This is a genomic window from Pseudomonas sp. Irchel s3b5, from assembly GCF_900187435.1.
Taxonomy (GTDB): domain Bacteria; phylum Pseudomonadota; class Gammaproteobacteria; order Pseudomonadales; family Pseudomonadaceae; genus Aquipseudomonas.
This window is the reverse complement of the sequence record NZ_FYDY01000012.1, coordinates 94,415-109,510: the sequence shown is the minus strand read 5'-3', so window position 1 is coordinate 109,510 and position 15,096 is coordinate 94,415. Positions and strand designations below refer to the sequence as shown.

General features: G+C 60.3%; 8 protein-coding genes and 1 pseudogene. 4 read left to right on the top strand and 5 right to left on the bottom strand.

The window, feature by feature from the left end; genetic code table 11:
* Positions 1-74 precede the first annotated feature (74 nt).
* On the top strand, positions 75-3,926 hold the full coding sequence (locus tag CKW15_RS15205) for an autotransporter outer membrane beta-barrel domain-containing protein (protein ID WP_095059070.1): 3,852 nt from the start codon (positions 75-77) through the stop codon (positions 3,924-3,926).
* Between the two features lie 117 nt (positions 3,927-4,043).
* On the opposite strand, the gene CKW15_RS15200 is transcribed toward CKW15_RS15205, so the two are convergent.
* Positions 4,044-6,242 (bottom strand): OsmC domain/YcaO domain-containing protein, encoded by a 2,199-nt coding sequence (locus CKW15_RS15200; RefSeq protein ID WP_095152355.1) that lies wholly within the window; start codon positions 6,240-6,242, stop codon positions 4,044-4,046.
* A gap of 203 nt (positions 6,243-6,445) precedes the next feature.
* Here CKW15_RS15200 and CKW15_RS15195 point away from each other — a divergent pair, with 203 nt between their 5' ends.
* On the top strand, positions 6,446-6,898 hold the full coding sequence (locus CKW15_RS15195) for a hypothetical protein (RefSeq protein WP_095059072.1): 453 nt from the start codon (positions 6,446-6,448) through the stop codon (positions 6,896-6,898).
* 122 nt (positions 6,899-7,020) lie between these two features.
* A pseudogene (locus tag CKW15_RS15190) lies at positions 7,021-7,134 on the top strand (VOC family protein); the annotation flags it as partial.
* Here the strand turns inward: CKW15_RS15190 and CKW15_RS15185 are convergent.
* Entirely contained in the window at positions 7,131-7,526 is a 396-nt protein-coding gene (locus CKW15_RS15185) for a GFA family protein (protein WP_095059073.1), read from the bottom strand. The pseudogene CKW15_RS15190 and the gene CKW15_RS15185 sit on opposite strands and share 4 nt — an antisense overlap.
* A 159-nt stretch (positions 7,527-7,685) precedes the next feature.
* Between CKW15_RS15185 and CKW15_RS15180 the strand changes: the two genes are divergently transcribed.
* The gene (locus tag CKW15_RS15180) at positions 7,686-8,627 is read left to right on the top strand and encodes a helix-turn-helix domain-containing protein (RefSeq protein WP_371856298.1); all 942 of its coding nucleotides are present in this window, start codon (positions 7,686-7,688) and stop codon (positions 8,625-8,627) included.
* A 51-nt stretch (positions 8,628-8,678) separates the two neighbouring features.
* On the opposite strand, the gene CKW15_RS15175 is transcribed toward CKW15_RS15180, so the two are convergent.
* From CKW15_RS15175 to CKW15_RS15165, 3 genes are all read right to left on the bottom strand, one after another.
* Entirely contained in the window at positions 8,679-10,598 is a 1,920-nt protein-coding gene (locus tag CKW15_RS15175; protein ID WP_095059075.1) for a tyrosine-protein phosphatase, read from the bottom strand.
* Positions 10,599-10,805: 207 nt separating this feature from the next.
* Positions 10,806-13,223: a TonB-dependent siderophore receptor gene (locus CKW15_RS15170; protein ID WP_095059076.1), complete on the bottom strand. Its 2,418-nt coding sequence runs from the start codon at positions 13,221-13,223 to the stop codon at positions 10,806-10,808.
* A gap of 127 nt (positions 13,224-13,350) precedes the next feature.
* Positions 13,351-15,000 carry a cyclic peptide export ABC transporter gene (locus CKW15_RS15165; protein ID WP_095059077.1) on the bottom strand — a complete coding sequence of 550 codons (1,650 nt, stop codon included), beginning with the start codon at positions 14,998-15,000 and terminating at the stop codon, positions 13,351-13,353.
* Positions 15,001-15,096 lie beyond the last annotated feature (96 nt).

The window sequence follows — 15,096 nt, the reverse complement described above, 5'->3', positions numbered from 1 at the left end:
GCGCAGCAGAACTTCAGGGAAGACGAAGTACCGACGTTACCAAACCAACGGTATAGCAAGACTGGGAGGTCAATATGCGATCCACGTCCGCGACAGAATCCATCGATTACAGCTTGGGCGGCCGCTGTGCTTTGCTGTTTGTCATCATCAACACGTTCTGGCTGCCGGATGCGCAAGCCGCGTGCGGGTCGGCGGCGCCCGGGGCCTATATCCTGTCCCAAACCTGTACGCCCGCGGCTGGATTTGATGCATCCATCACCACGCAACCGGGTACGACGATCACCACGTCTATTGGCTCGTCGGTGCTCAGTCGCGCCAATAACGGCAACTCGGCGATCACCCTCAGCGGCACCACGATCACCAGCACGCCGCCCACCGCCGCCAACGCGGTCTTCGCCAACGTGATAGGAGCGGGTGGTTCAGGGAATGCCACGCTCACGATTGATGGTGGCGTAAACACGGTCAACCTCGGTGGCTCTGGACTCGATGCGCTGGCGATCACCAACGTCAATACCGGACTGTCTACCGTCTCGGTCACGTCCGGCACTACGCTGACCATCCTCAATACCGTCGAAGGCAACGAACACGACGGCATCGATGTGAATGCCAGTGGCGGTGGCGCGATCAATGTGGCGCATAACGGCAACGGCTCGATCACCACCTCAGGCGGCAACGGCATCTGGGCCAAAGGCACGGGCAGCGGTAACGTCAATGTGAGCGTCGCAAGTGGCGTCAGTTTCCTCGTCGACAACGCCAGCGAACTGTCCAGCGGTCCGCCTATTGGCGACGATTCGTCGCCCACCGCGGGTGTTGGCAATCACGCCGGGGTCCATACCCGTGCGATCAACGGCAACACCACGGTCGATAATGCCGCCACGGTCGAAGGGCGCGGCATGAACGCTTTTGGCATTTTTACGGAAGGCGGCACCGGCGACACCACGTTGCACAACAGCGGCTCGATCACCACCAACGGGTTGAACGGCTTCGGTATCCGCGCGCTCTCGACTACCGGCAGCATTGCCGTGGTCAACGATGGCACGATCACCACGACCGGTGGCGGCGGCCACGGTATCTACGTTAACGATAACGTTGGGGCTCTGGGCAATATCAGCATCCAGAACAATGCTCAGCTCAATGTTGGCAGCACCACCGATATCACCGGTTCGCGCGCCATCTACGTGATCAAGCGCGGAACCGGGGACGTGAACGTAACGGGCAATGGCAATATCAATGTCGTCGGTGGCCTGACGACCACCCGCGCCTACGGCATCATACTCAGTGCAGAAGGTGGCAACATCGCCGTGGATTACGCGGGTGACATCTCGGCCAGCGGCGCCGGTGCAGGCGGCATTCGGGCCGAAGCGAGGGCGGGCAGTGTGCGTGTCGATTACACCGGCAATCGCATCGAGACGTTCAACGGCAATGCGAACGGCATCTACGCCTCGACCCAGTCGGCCACGGGAACCGTGGACATCAATGCTGGCGGGACGATCATCACCCACTCCAATACCGGCGGTGGCGACGGCACCGGCATCGGCTCGTTCGGCCTGCAGGCCTTGTCCCAGGGCGGCGATGTGAATGTGGCATTTACCGGGCCGCGTATCGACGTCAACGGTTCCGGCGCCGCCATCGTGGTCGGCAACGCGTTCGATTCGGGAACCGGATTGGGCAGCCTCAATGTCAGCAACAAGGGCGAACTCATTGCGCGGGGCAATCAACAACAGGGCATTCGCACGTTTTCAACCACCGGGCAGCAGACGATCACCAACACCGGTGCGATCCAGACGCTCGGTGCCAGCAACAGCCAGGGCATTCGTGCCGAGGCTTCAGGCGCCGCCAATGTGACGGTCAACAATTCTGGGGCGATCACCACCAAGGGCACCGGATCATCGGGGATCGACGCGCAGGCGCAAGGCGGATCGGTCAGCGTCAGCAACAGCGCGGCGATTTCGGGCGGATGGGCAGACAGCAGCGGCGTCACCCTGGCCGGTGCCACGCAAGTGTTGAGCAACACGGGCAACATTGCGGCGCTCAGCGATTCGGCCGTCCATGCGGATGCGAGCGGTACCGGTAGCACGTTCACACTCAATAATGCGGGGCAAATGACTGGCTCGGTCACGGCGGCAAGCGCTGTCAGCCAAGTCGCCAACTCAGGCACCTGGACCTTGCGCAATTTTGCCGACAGCACCGGCAGCGGGACCCGAGATACGTGGGGTGTTGCGGTCAGCAATCTGGGTTCGGCGACCGGCAATAGCATCGATAATACCGGTCTGATTCGCCTGGCGTCCCAGCCCACCTCCGGTATCGTCAACTTCGACAGCAGCGGGGCTTATTTACCCCTGGGCCAATCGGCCAATACGCCTTCAACGGGCGGTGTGGTGCAAGGTCAATTGCTGGGCGTGAGTCGTTTCACCCACAGTGGCACCCTTGACCTGCCCGGGAGCAGCAGCACCGTGGGCAACGTGCTGCTTATCAGCGGCGCGACCACTGCCGGTGCCGATGGGGGCGGGGTGTTCGTTTCCAACGGGGGCAGTCTGCTGCTCAACAGCACACTGAACGAAGGGGGAGCAAACAGCCGTTCTGACGTTTTGGTCGTCGACTCGACCTCGACAGGCAGCGGCGGTGCTACCAATGTTTCCGTCAGCAACATTGGCGGCCTGGGGGAGGTGACCCAAGGCAACGGGATTGCAGTGGTTGAGCTGACCAACAAGTCTGCCACGGCGAGCGACCCGAATGCCTTCCGCCTCGCGCGTCGGGTCGTCGCCGGGCCGTATGAGTATCGTCTGCAACAAGGCGCCGAGGATGGCAGCGCTAAGGACACTTGGTATCTACGCTCGGATGCCTTGATTCCGGATGATCCTCCAGGGCCTGATCCAGATCCAACGCCGGACCCAACGCCGGATCCAACACCAGACCCGGTGCCAAACTACCGGCCCGAGGTCTCGCTGTATGGTGCGCTGCCTGCGCTGGCCCTTGTCTACGGCCGGACGATGGTCGATACCCTGCATGAACGGGTCGGCGAAGAGCGCCTCAACCCTGGCGACCCGTTACCCGCCGAGGACCAGGCCACCTATTCGCCGTCGATGGGTTGGGGACGGGTGATTTATCGCAGCGGCAAGCAGGACGGGGATCGAAAAAATGCCTTGGGCAACACGCCGGAATACAACTATGACCTGACCGCGTTCCAGGTCGGTACCGACCTCTATCGCAAGGTCGACACAGATGGCAGCCATGATCAGGCGGGTGTTTCCCTGTCGGCGGGCACCCTCGATGCGGGCGTCAGCCATTACAACGGCCTGGCGGCCGGTCAGGACACCTTGCGTGCGTATGGGGTGGGCGCCTATTGGACCCATTTCGGACCTTCGGGCTGGTATCTGGACGGTGTGCTGCAAGTCAACCGCTTCGATATCGAGGCCAAGCCCAGCGAGTTGCCTGAACTGGAATCCCGAGGCTGGGGTTACACCGCTTCACTGGAGAGCGGCTACCCCTACGCAGTCGACAAAAACTGGTACGTCGAACCTCAACTCCAGGCCATCTACAGTACCGTTGACCTGGATGACAGCGATGACGCCGGGGCCAATGTGCGGTTCAAAGACGTGGAGTCATTGGTCGGGCGTTTGGGCGTGCGCATTGCCAGGGACTGGGAAACCGAAGGAACGGACAAGACCGCACGCCGCACCAACGGCTGGATTCGCCCGAGCGTCTGGCATGAATTCAAAGGGCAGCCGAAAACCGAGTTCAGTTCCCAGTCGGGTTACGTGCCGTTTGAGTCGGATATTCAGGGGACATGGGGCGAGGTCAACCTGGGGGTGGATTACCAGGCCAACCAGCGCACCACGTTCACGGCCTCGGCCGGTTATCGGCAGGGGTTCGACGGTGACAGTCATGGCTATGACGCCATGCTGGGGTTCAAGATCAACTTTTAACTGTTGTAGGAGCGAGCCTGCTCGCGATGGTCGTTAACGGAAACGCGTGCTTACTGGTTAAACGCAGCGCATTTGAGTCCATCGCGAGCAGGCTCGCTCCTACATAAAACAGAAAGGCTATTTGGTGGTGACGTTGGCCCGCGCTGTGTGCAGCTTCTTGTAGCTGTCGATCAGGCGCAGGTGTTTGTCGAGCCCTTCGAGCTTCATGCTCGTCGGCGTCAGGCCGTAGAAGCGGACGCTGCCGTCCACGGAGCCAATCACGGCGTCCATCCGCTCGTTGCCAAACATGCGACGGAAGTTGACCTCGTAATCGGCCAGTTCCAGGTCTTCGTCCAGCTTCATCTCCAGCACCGCATTCACGGCTTGGTAGAACAAGCCGCGCTCGACCGTGTTGTCGTTGTACTGCAGGAACATCTCGACCATTTCTTTCGCTTCGTCGAACTTCTGCAAGGCAAGATAGATCAGCAGTTTCAGCTCCAGAATCGTCAACTGACCCCAAGCGGTGTTGTCGTCAAATTCAATGCCGATCAACGTGGTGATGTCGGTGTAGTCATCCAGCTCGCTTTCTTCCAGGCGCTTGACCAGTGCTTTCAGACCGGCCTTGTCCAGGCTGTGCAGGTTCAGGATGTCTTCACGGAAGAACAGCGCTTTGTTGGTGTTGTCCCAGATCAGATCGTCCACCGGATAGATTTCCGAGTAGTCCGGCACCAGGATGCGGCAGGCAGTTGCGCCGATGTGCTCGTACACCGCCATGTAGCTTTCCTTGCCCATGTTTTCGAGAATGCCGAACAGTGTCGCGGCTTCTTCGGTGTTGGAGTTTTCACCCTGGCCGGAGAAGTCCCACTCGACAAATTCGTAATCCGACTGGGCACTGAAGAAGCGCCACGAGACCACGCCGCTGGAATCGATGAAGTGCTCGACGAAGTTGTTCGGTTCCGTCACCGCATGGCCTTCAAAGGTCGGCTGCGGCAGATCGTTGAGGCCTTCGAAACTGCGGCCCTGCAACAACTCGGTCAGGCTGCGTTCCAGCGCCACTTCGAGGCTCGGGTGCGCGCCGAAGGAAGCAAACACGCCGCCGGTACGCGGGTTCATCAGGGTGACGCACATCACCGGGAACTCGCCGCCCAGCGATGCATCCTTGACCAGCACCGGGAAGCCTTGCTCTTCCAGGCCCTGGATGCCGGCCAGAATGCCGGGGTATTTCGCCAGCACTTCCTGCGGCACATCCGGCAGGGCCATTTCGCCTTCGATGATTTCGCGTTTGACCGCGCGCTCGAAGATTTCCGACAGGCACTGCACCTGCGCTTCGGCCAGCGTGTTACCGGCGCTCATGCCGTTGCTCAGGTACAGGTTTTCGATCAGGTTGGACGGGAAATACACCACCTCGCCGTCAGACTGACGCACGAACGGCAGCGAAACGATACCGCGCTCTTCATTGCCGGAGTTGGTGTCGTACAAATGCGAGCCGCGCAGCTCGCCATCGCGGTTGTAAATCTTCAGGCAGTATTGGTCGAGAATCTCGGTCGGCAGTGCGTCTTTAGGGCCAGGCTGGAACCAGCGTTCGTCCGGGTAATGCACAAATGGCGCATTGGCGAGCTCTTCGCCCCAGAACTGATCGTTGTAGAAGAAGTTGCAGTTGAGACGCTCGATGAATTCGCCCAACGCCGACGCCAACGCGCCTTCCTTGGTCGCGCCCTTGCCGTTGGTAAAGCACATCGGCGAGCTCGCATCGCGGATATGCAGCGACCAGACGTTGGGAACGATGTTGCGCCACGAAGCGATTTCAATCTTCATGCCCAGCCCGGCGAGAATGCCCGACATGTTGGCGATGGTTTGCTCCAGCGGCAGATCCTTGCCCGCAATGTAGGTGCCTGCTTCTGAGGTAGAAGCAGGCATCAGCAGCGCCTGGGCATCGGCATCGAGGTTTTCCACTTCCTCGATCACGAACTCAGGCCCGGCTTGCACGACCTTTTTCACCGTGCAACGGTCGATGGAACGCAAAATGCCTTGGCGGTCTTTGTCGGAGATGTCGGCCGGCAACTCGACCTGAATCTTGAAAATCTGGTTGTAGCGGTTTTCCGGGTCAACAATGTTGTTCTGCGACAGGCGGATGTTTTCGGTGGGGATATTGCGGGTTTCGCAATACAGCTTCACAAAATAGGCCGCACACAACGCCGACGAAGCCAAAAAGTAGTCGAACGGACCCGGAGCCGAACCATCGCCTTTGTAGCGAATCGGTTGATCGGCGATCACCGTGAAGTCGTCGAACTTGGCTTCAAGTCGAAGGTTGTCGAGAAAGTTGACCTTGATTTCCATGAGGGTTACCAGATTGCGAGCTTCAAATTGGCCGCCATTATCCGGCTTTTCACCGGGAAGTCTTGCGCTTTTGCGCAATGCCCGCTGGCCGGTCCGCCTGCCTGGCCCTGTTGATGAGCCGGCCGCCAGCCAGCGGCTGAAGCGCCATAAATGAGCTATACCCGCTAATCTCCCTTTGCAGTTCTTTTCGCAGGAGTTTGGCCATGAAACTCAGGCATTCGCTGGCAGCGCTATTGATCGTCAGCAGTCTCTACGGCTGCACCACGTCATCCGGCCACAGTGTGTATGTTCCGTTGGTTGCCACGCGGCAGAACGTCGGTCAAATCGGCAATGTCACGCTGTCCCAGTGGGACAAGCAAACCGGGCTCAGTTTCTTCATCAGCGGTGCGCCCAGTGGTGCTGTTTTGCCTCTGCGTCTCTACAGCTTCATCAACAAAGGCAGCTGCCAGCAACCGGGGCCGGTGGCCTACGCGATGAACGATACCGTCACCACCGAGCGTCAGCCGATACGCGGTTGGACGTTCTCGAGGAGCGCGCCGGTCGAGCTGTCAGCCTTGCTGGCCGGTAACTACTCCGTGGTGGTGCGCACGGCGGCGACCGATGGCAGCGTCGAAATCTTTTGCGGCGATATCAAGGAACAAAGTGTGGCGAAGTAACGAACGCCGGGCGCGAATGTTGGCTGACGATGTCGAGCTAGAATGAACCGGCCAATGTCCGATTCTGGAGAACGCACATGTTTAGCAAAAACACGATTTGCCTCTGGTACGACGGTGATGCCCTGTCGACGGCGATCACCGATCCGGATCCTGCCGCAGCCAAACGCGCCTTCGAAGCGATGATGCAAATGGGCAAGATCGACATTGCAGGCATTGAGGCGGCGTTGAAAGGTTAGTCGTCTTCGAAACGCCCGATGCCTTCGCGATCACCCGCGTAGTGTCGGGTGAGCGGGAAGGGCGGCAACCAGGATTCGCGGCGCACGGTCCAGCTTTCGTAAGTGGGTTTGAGTTGGTCGGGTGCATCGAGTGACCCCAGATTCACTTCGATTTCGTCGCCGCTGCGCGCAAACACCGACGAGCCGCAACGGGGGCAGAAAAACCGTCCGGCGTAGTCGCGGGTTTCGCCCTTAATGGTCACCGCCTCCTGAGGGAATATCGCGGAGGCGTGAAACAACGCCCCATGGTGTTTGCGACAGTCCAGACAATGGCAGAGGCCGACCCGGTAAGGGCGGCCCGTCGCCACGATCTGCACGTTTGCGCACAGGCAACTTCCGGTGAATCGGTCCATATTGCGCCTCCTCTCGAATCGAGCGTTCATGAAGCATAGGCCGTCACGCGCCTGTCATTTACACCTGATAGATTCTGCGCGCCGCTTCGGCCCACTCAAGGCGACTCTCAGGTGTACTCAAGCACAACCCGCCAGCCAATTATCCTGCGCTCCGACGACATGCGCTGCGACGACTTTGGTGCAGTGTTTTCAAGGATGTTCGGCAACCTGTATGCCGACTCTCCACCGCCGCCGCGTAACATCATCATCGGTGGGGTATACGGCCGGCACGAAGGCGTGAGTTTCAGACGCATGCACTACCGGGGGGATTTCTCGGTCGACTTTCCCGAGCCTCTGGACGAGATCACTTTCGTCATTCCCACGGCCGGCAAGATCATCTTCAATCACGCCACCGAGTCGGTCGGCTTTGGTCAGATCGGCTTGGCCATCGACAAGGCCGATGTGCGTTCGGTGCGCTTTATTGAGAATCACGCGCAGCATGGCATTTCGATACGGCGCGCACTGATCACTGAGCGACTGTCGACCTTGCTGGGCAAGCCGATCCTGGAAAAAGTCGTGTTCGAGCCGGTGGTGGATCTGAAGGTGTCGGCCTTTCAGGGGATCCGTGCGCTGGTGGACCTGGCCACAGGCGCCGAGTTTGATCTGCTGATGAATACCGGTTCGCTGATGCCGTCGCGCCTGCGCGAAATGCTGGTCGATGCCGTGCTGGAGACCTGGCCGCACAACTTCACTGAAGCCCTGCGTCGCCCGGCGCCGATCATCGCGCCGCGGCATGTGAAGCTGGCGCTCGAATTCATTCAGGCGCATCCCGATAACCTGGTCAGCGGTACGGAACTGGCGAGCCTGACGAACGTCAGCCTGCGTGCGTTGCAGGACGGTTTTCAGCGTTTCGTCGGGATGTCGATCGTGGCTTACCAGCGGCAAGTGCGTCTGGAACGTGCCTATGGCGTGCTCACGCAAGGCGTCGCGCCTTCGGTGACGGAGGTGGCGTTGCAATTCGGTTTCAGCAATGTCGGCAGGTTCAGTCAGTATTTTCAGAGTGCCTACGGTGTCAGTCCGGTAGAGGTGAGGAAGGGGGTGCGGGTACGGCAACCGGCCTGATCGTTCGTGGTTCAAACCGCCGCGATGGCGGTTTGAACCGGTGGAGTTCCGTTAGAACAGATAACTGGCCTTGAGGCTGCCAAAACTGCCGTGGCTGTCACCGCCGCCCATGGCACCGAGCTCGGCACCCACGCTCAATGCGCCCAGATTTGCCATCACATTCACCCCACCCAGGAACTGGTCGCGGTTGTCGAAAGCGGCGCGCTGTTCGACGTCAAGACCCAGCAGATGGCCTTCGCTGTCGATTTCGTTGTCGCCCAATACGTGTTCGTAACCGACCTGTACACCCGGCACCAGTTGCCAGGCGCCAACGCTGACGGCGTTGAACGAGGCGTTGAGGTTGGCCACCGCGCTTTTGCGGGTCTGGTTGATGTCGTCGACGTCGAGGGCCAGCTCGCTGCCTTTTTCCTGGAAACCCGCCAGGTTCAGGTGACTGATGCGCACGCCGAGGCTCGGTTCCAGGGTCACGCCGCTGACCGGTACGCGGTAACCCAACGCCAACGTGGCACCGGTGAGGTTGCCGTGGCTGTCGCCTTTGGCCGTGCCCAGACCGCCGCCGAGGTCGCGGCTGCTGTCGTAGTCGATGTAGCCGGCGCTGGCGTCGGCGTCGATAAACAGACCGCGCTCCAGACCGTTCGGTGCAAACCGCGCACCAGCGCTGAGGAAAGTCAGGTCGGTGTCCGCTTCGCCCCCTGCGCCGCCGACGCTGCCCTTGCTGTAGCCAAAGCCACCGTAGGCGCTGAACTGCTCGGAGAAACGCTGTGTCAGGCCGATCATCAGGCCCTGGCTGTGCTCGTTGCTGCTCTCGGCGTGGGCCGAGCCGTCAGTGCCCAGATAGCCCGCCAGCGCGGTGCTCCACAACCGGTATTGCCCGGCCTTGAGGTCAATGCCGCTGGTGAACGGCGCCGCGGCCTGATCGATCATCGTGTTTTGACGCAGCAAATAGCTGGCGGCATCGGCATGCACCTGGCCGCCGACGGTGGACTGCACACCGCCAAGGTCACCGGCGTCGATGGCCGATTGCAGGTAGTAGTTGTAGTCGCTGTAAGTGCCGGACAGGCGGGTGTTCTGCAATTGTTGCAGCAGCTGCGCACCGGCCGCGGCATTGCCGACAAAACCTGCCTGGCCCGGCAGGCTGTTGTACTCGACCATCTTGCCGCGCAGCACGTAGATCGTCTCTTGCGACAGACCCAGGCCTTGCTTGAGGTAGTTGTCCATCGTGCCGTACTGCGCGGTGACTTCGTCCAGGCCGGCTTGCAGGTAGCTGGCCTCTACGCCGAGCAACGGCGCATAAATCGCCGCCATGCTCGGCGGCAACGCTTTGAGGGTCGCGGCCATGCGAGCAGCGGTGTAGTCGTTGGTCGCCAGGTAGTCGCTCATGATGGTTGCGCTGTCGACCCCGGCGATGCTTTGCAGCACGGCGGCGGTCCAGCCGGTGCGGTCCTTGCCAGCGGTGCAATGGAACAGTGCGGCGCCGTCAACCGCGGCGAGTTCATTGAACAGCCGGGTGAACTGGCCGCGCATCCCGGCGTCCCTGACGAAGGCGCGGTTGGTGTCTTGCATCATGGCGAGGGCTTCGGCGGCGCTGTGGAACGAGATGTTGGTGATGTTCGAGCCCGATGCGGTGGCGCCGATGATGTCGATGTTGCTGTAGGTCGCCCCGCTGATCAGGGTGTCGGGCGTGGCGGCGATTTCGCTCGGCGTGCGCAGGTCGTAGATCGACTTGATGCCCAGGCTGTTCAGGGTGGTCAGGTCTGCCGCAGACGGGGTCAGTGCATTGGAGCGATAGAACACCCCGGCGCGCATCGTGCCGTCGTTGGCTGTGGAATAGGCGGTGGTGGTGCCGGCGACATCCCGGAAATTGTCCATGCCCTTCAGGCGCGGGGTGTTGAGCGGGGCGGTCTCGGCAGCCTGGGCGGCGGCGATGGACAGGCTCAGAACGGACAGCGAACACACAAGACGTTGAAACACGATGCAGCCTCATTGATCAAGCGGTGGGCTGGCTACTATCTGATTCGAAATGACGCTTAATGTTACAAACTCTCGGTGGCAGAAAATGCCTGCGCGATCTGTCCAGAAGGTTCGTTTTCTGTCTGGTCAGCTGTTTTTTGGGGTGTCCAAAAAACAAAACCGGACCGCAAGGGGCCCGGTGGTGTGCAGCGATGAAGCCTTCGTCAATCAGTACTGGGCGCGTACGCTCAGGGTAAAGGTGCGCGGGTCACCGTAGAAGTTGGTGCCCCAGGCCGCATCGACGCGGTCGTAGTACTTGCGGTCGAACAGGTTGTTGGCAGTCAGTGTCGTCGACAGATGATCGTTGAACTTGTAGCCGATCTGGGCCGTGGTGACGGCATAGCCAGCTTGTTTGAATTTCACGTCACGCTGGTAGTACGTTTCGCTGACGGCACGCACGCCACCGCCGATGTTGAAGTCCTTGAGCGGTCCGTCGGTGAAGTCGTACTTGGTCCACAGGTTGTAGTTGTGCTTGGGCGTGATGGTGCTGAAGGTCTTGCCTTTGTTGGCGTCTGCGGCTTCCAGGTACTTGGTGCTGGTATAGGCGTAACCCGTGACGATGCTCCAGTTGTCGGTCAGGTTACCGCTCAACTCGGTTTCCCAACCCTGGCTGCGTGCCTTGCCCTCGGTCATGTAGGCACCGGTGGAGTCGTCGTACTCGGCCCGGTTTTCATCGTAGATGCGGAATGCAGCGATGCTGGCGTTCAGGCGACCGTCGAAGAACTCGCGCTTGAGGCCGATCTCATACTGTTCGCCTTCGCGGGGGCCAACCGGCTCGCCATCACTGCCGATTTCGCTTTGTGGCTTGAATACGCCGGTGTAGCTGAAGTAGGTCGACAGCTCCGGGGTGATCTTGCCGATGATAGCGCCGTACGGCACGACTTTGTGGGTGATGCTGGTGTGCGCTTCGCCGTAGTTGTTGAAGAAGGCGTTCTCGTTTTTCGCGTCGCTTTCGTACCAGGTTACGCGGCTGCCGCCGATGACATCGAGCCAATCGGTGACGTTGAATTTGGCGCGAGTGTAGAGGCCGTACTGGTCGGACTTGGACCAGTTGCCGTTGACGTGCTCGTAGTCGTTGCGTGGAATGTCGATGCTGCCCGGATCGTACACGTTGATCGGAAAGTACTCGCCACCGCCGTAGGTGAAGTCCTTGTCCAGATGCTGGTACTCGCCGCCCAGGGTGAACTCGTGCTGGCGATCGGCAAATTCGAATGGTGTGGTGACGAAGCTGTCGACGCCGATGGTCTTGATGTGGGTGTAGTAGTCGTACGCCACCGCCCAGCTGTCGCCGGTCTCGGGATCGACCGGACCGTCGGCCCAGGTGAAGTTACGCTCCGGGGTTTCGGCATCGCGGTAGGTCACGGTGGTCTTGAACTGACCGCCGTTGTCCAGCGCGTGGTCCACTTCAGCAAAGGTTTCCCAGACTTTTTCGTTGAGGGTGTTCCACTTGGCATCGACGAAGGTCGAGCGGGGGACGTCCAGCATGCTGCCGTCGGAGTAAGCCGGGAGGCCGAATGCCGGGGTGGAATTGTTCTTCTGGAAGGCGCCGCCGACCGACAGGGTGGTGGCCGGGTCGAGGTCGAACTCCAGACGACCGTAAACCATCGGGCGTTCGTTCTTGGCGTAGTCGACGTAGGATTTGTTGTTCTCGTAGGCGGTTACGAAACGCCCGCGAAAGGTGCCCTGGTCGTTCAACGGGCCGGTGACGTCCACCGAGGACCGGTAGTGGTCATAAGAACCGCCCGCCACTTCGCCACTCAGGGCAAATTTGTCCAGGGCGCGCTTGCGCACCACGTTGATCGTACCGCCAGGTTCGCCAGCGCCCTGATACAGGCCCGACGGACCGCGCAGCACTTCGACGCGGTCGTACATCGCCAGGTCGAAGCTGGTGGACAGGTCGCCCTGACCGGTCGGTTGCGACACGCCGTCGACCTGCACCTGGTCGACGAGGAAGCCACGCATGTAGACGTCGTTGAGGCTGGAACCGGCGTTGTAGGTCTTGATCGTCACGCCGGTGACCTGGCGCATGGCGTCTTGCAGGCTGTTCAGGTTCTGGTCGTCCATGCGCTGGCGCGTAACGACGGACACGGACTGCGGGATGTCTTTGACCTTGATATTGCCCTTGCCGATGCTGACTTCATCGCTGGTGTAGGAGTGCGTGCCTTCGGTGGTCGGCCCAAGCGCCAGGCCCGTGATCGAAGTGGCACCCAGTTGCAGCGTGCTGGAGTTGTCCGCCGTCGGTACCAGTGAAACCGTGTTGCCATTCAGTTGAAAACCGATGCCGCTCCCCAGCAGCAAGGTTTTCAGTGCCTGCTCCGGCTCCAGGTTTCCGGACACCGCAGTCGACTTGAGGCCGTTGACCATGTCCTGGCTGTAGAGAATCTGCAGGTTGGTCTGTTGACCCAGTTGGCGCAATGCACTGGCCAGCGACTGAGACGGCACGTTGACATTCACCGGCGCGGCTTCAACCTGGGAGGTGCCCAGCAGCAACAGGGTCAGCAGCGCGCCCGGCAAGACCGTTCGAAATTTCTTTTGCCGTTCGATGGCGAGTGCCAGCGGTGCGCGGGACAGAGTAAGGCTTTGCATTGCTCGAATCGCTCCAGAAGGGGGTGTGCAGATTTTTTGTTAATGATAATTATTATTAGACGGGCCGCTTCGGCTAAACCGGAAAACAAACTTCAAAAAACAATGACCTGCGTGTCGACTGCCGCTGTCAGGCGGCGGTGCGCTCGGTCACGACCCGCCCCGATGCCATGCGCACCAGTTGATCGGCCATGTCGAAATAGCGGTCGTCGTGGGAGATGACGATGATGGTTTTTCCCAGGCGCTTAAGGTCCGGGAGCAGCTCGGTGTAGAAGATCCGGCGGAAGGTCGGGTCCTGGTCGGCGGCCCATTCGTCAAACACCAGCACCGGGCGTTCTTCGAGCCAGGCATTGACCAGCGCCAGGCGCTTGCGCTGTCCGGTGGACAGGTCGGTGGTGCTGAAACGACCGTCGTTGACGCTGACCTTGTGCGCAATCTCCAGCCGTTGCAGGTATTGATTGGCGTCTTCCGGAATGTGCTGATCGCCTTGCACCACGTCATCGAACAGGTAGTAGTCGGCGAAAATTGTGGTGAACAACTGGCGATAATCGTCACGGTTCTGCGCGTCGATGCCTTGACCGTTGAGCAGGATGGCGCCCTGCTGCGGCGCGTAGAGGCCCAGCAGCAGTTTGATTAGCGTGGTCTTGCCACAACCGTTTTCGCCGACGATGAATATGATCTCGCCTTGTTCGATGGTCAGGTTCACCGGCCCCAGGCGAAACGCTTCGCTGCCCGGTGCGGCCGGGAACGCATAGCTGACATTGTCCAGTTGCAGGCGGTTGACCACGCTCGGCGCGATGCCTTTGTCGTTGAGCAACAGGTGCGGCTCGGGTGAGGAAAACTGGCTCGACAGCTCGGCGATGCGACGGAACGCAATGCGTGCCCGGCTCACGATCGGCAAGGTGCTGACCAGATGTTCAATCGGGCCTTTCATGTACAGCAGCACCAGCACGAAGCCGCTCATGACTGCTTTGTCGGCGCTCGGCCAGAACGATTGCAGGGCCAGTGCCAGGCCGATCACCACGAAGAACAACATCGAGCCCAGGGTCTTGGCGATCACGAAGGTGTTGATCGAACGCACTTGGGTGTTGCAGATGAAATCGGCCGTGCCCAGGATGCCCGACTCGAACATGCGCTGGCGACGCGGACGGTGAATGCGCAGCTCCTTGGCGCCACCGGCGATGGCGTTGTAGTGCTTCTGCAAGTCGTCTTCGGCGTCGCGGGCGGCCATGAAACCCTGGATGCCCTTGCCCTGTGCGTAGAATTGAATACCGCTGCCGATGGCAATCGCCACCACCATCATCAGGAACATCGGCCACGACAACATGGCCAGGTAACCCATGCAGCCGAGGGTCACGGTCAGGGAAATGGCCAGGGGCGCGAAGGCGAAAGCGAAGTCGCTGATGGTGTCGACGTCATGGGTCAGCACCGGGATCAAGCGATGGCTGCGGTAGCGCTCGATCTGTTCGATGGGCGCTGAAAGCACCTTCTCCCCGAGCTCTTTGCGCAGCTTGGCGATGATGTGCTGGCCGACGTAGTTGGTGCCGATGTCCGAGCAGATCGAGCTGCCGAGCGCCAGCAGGCACAGACCACCGAACAGGGCGACCACGCCTTGGGTCAGGCCATCCGCCGAGTGCAGCGCGTTGTTGATCGTGGCCAGCAGCACCGTCACGCACAGACCGCCGACCATACCCAGAAGGATCGACAGACTGACAACCAGCCGGAACGGTTTCAGGAGGGTGAACAATTCATGAATTGCACCACGCGTTGGCTGGGTCATGAGCAGAGGGTTCCTTGGGTGTTGAGGCAGATACCCAGTAGAACGTCTGATGGAGGGCTTAATTTAAACGGTGGACGATGCAAAACCTGTGGGAGC

What these genes read in the sequence shown, in the direction of transcription:
- CKW15_RS15205 (WP_095059070.1), top strand. Translation starts at nt 75, where the DNA reads ATGCGATCCACGTCCGCGACAGAATCCATCGATTACAGCTTGGGCGGC.
- CKW15_RS15200 (WP_095152355.1), bottom strand. Translation starts at nt 6,242, where the DNA reads ATGGAAATCAAGGTCAACTTTCTCGACAACCTTCGACTTGAAGCCAAG.
- CKW15_RS15195 (WP_095059072.1), top strand. Translation starts at nt 6,446, where the DNA reads ATGAAACTCAGGCATTCGCTGGCAGCGCTATTGATCGTCAGCAGTCTC.
- CKW15_RS15185 (WP_095059073.1), bottom strand. Translation starts at nt 7,526, where the DNA reads ATGGACCGATTCACCGGAAGTTGCCTGTGCGCAAACGTGCAGATCGTG.
- CKW15_RS15180 (WP_371856298.1), top strand. Translation starts at nt 7,686, where the DNA reads ATGCGCTGCGACGACTTTGGTGCAGTGTTTTCAAGGATGTTCGGCAAC.
- CKW15_RS15170 (WP_095059076.1), bottom strand. Translation starts at nt 13,223, where the DNA reads ATGCAAAGCCTTACTCTGTCCCGCGCACCGCTGGCACTCGCCATCGAA.
- CKW15_RS15165 (WP_095059077.1), bottom strand. Translation starts at nt 15,000, where the DNA reads ATGACCCAGCCAACGCGTGGTGCAATTCATGAATTGTTCACCCTCCTG.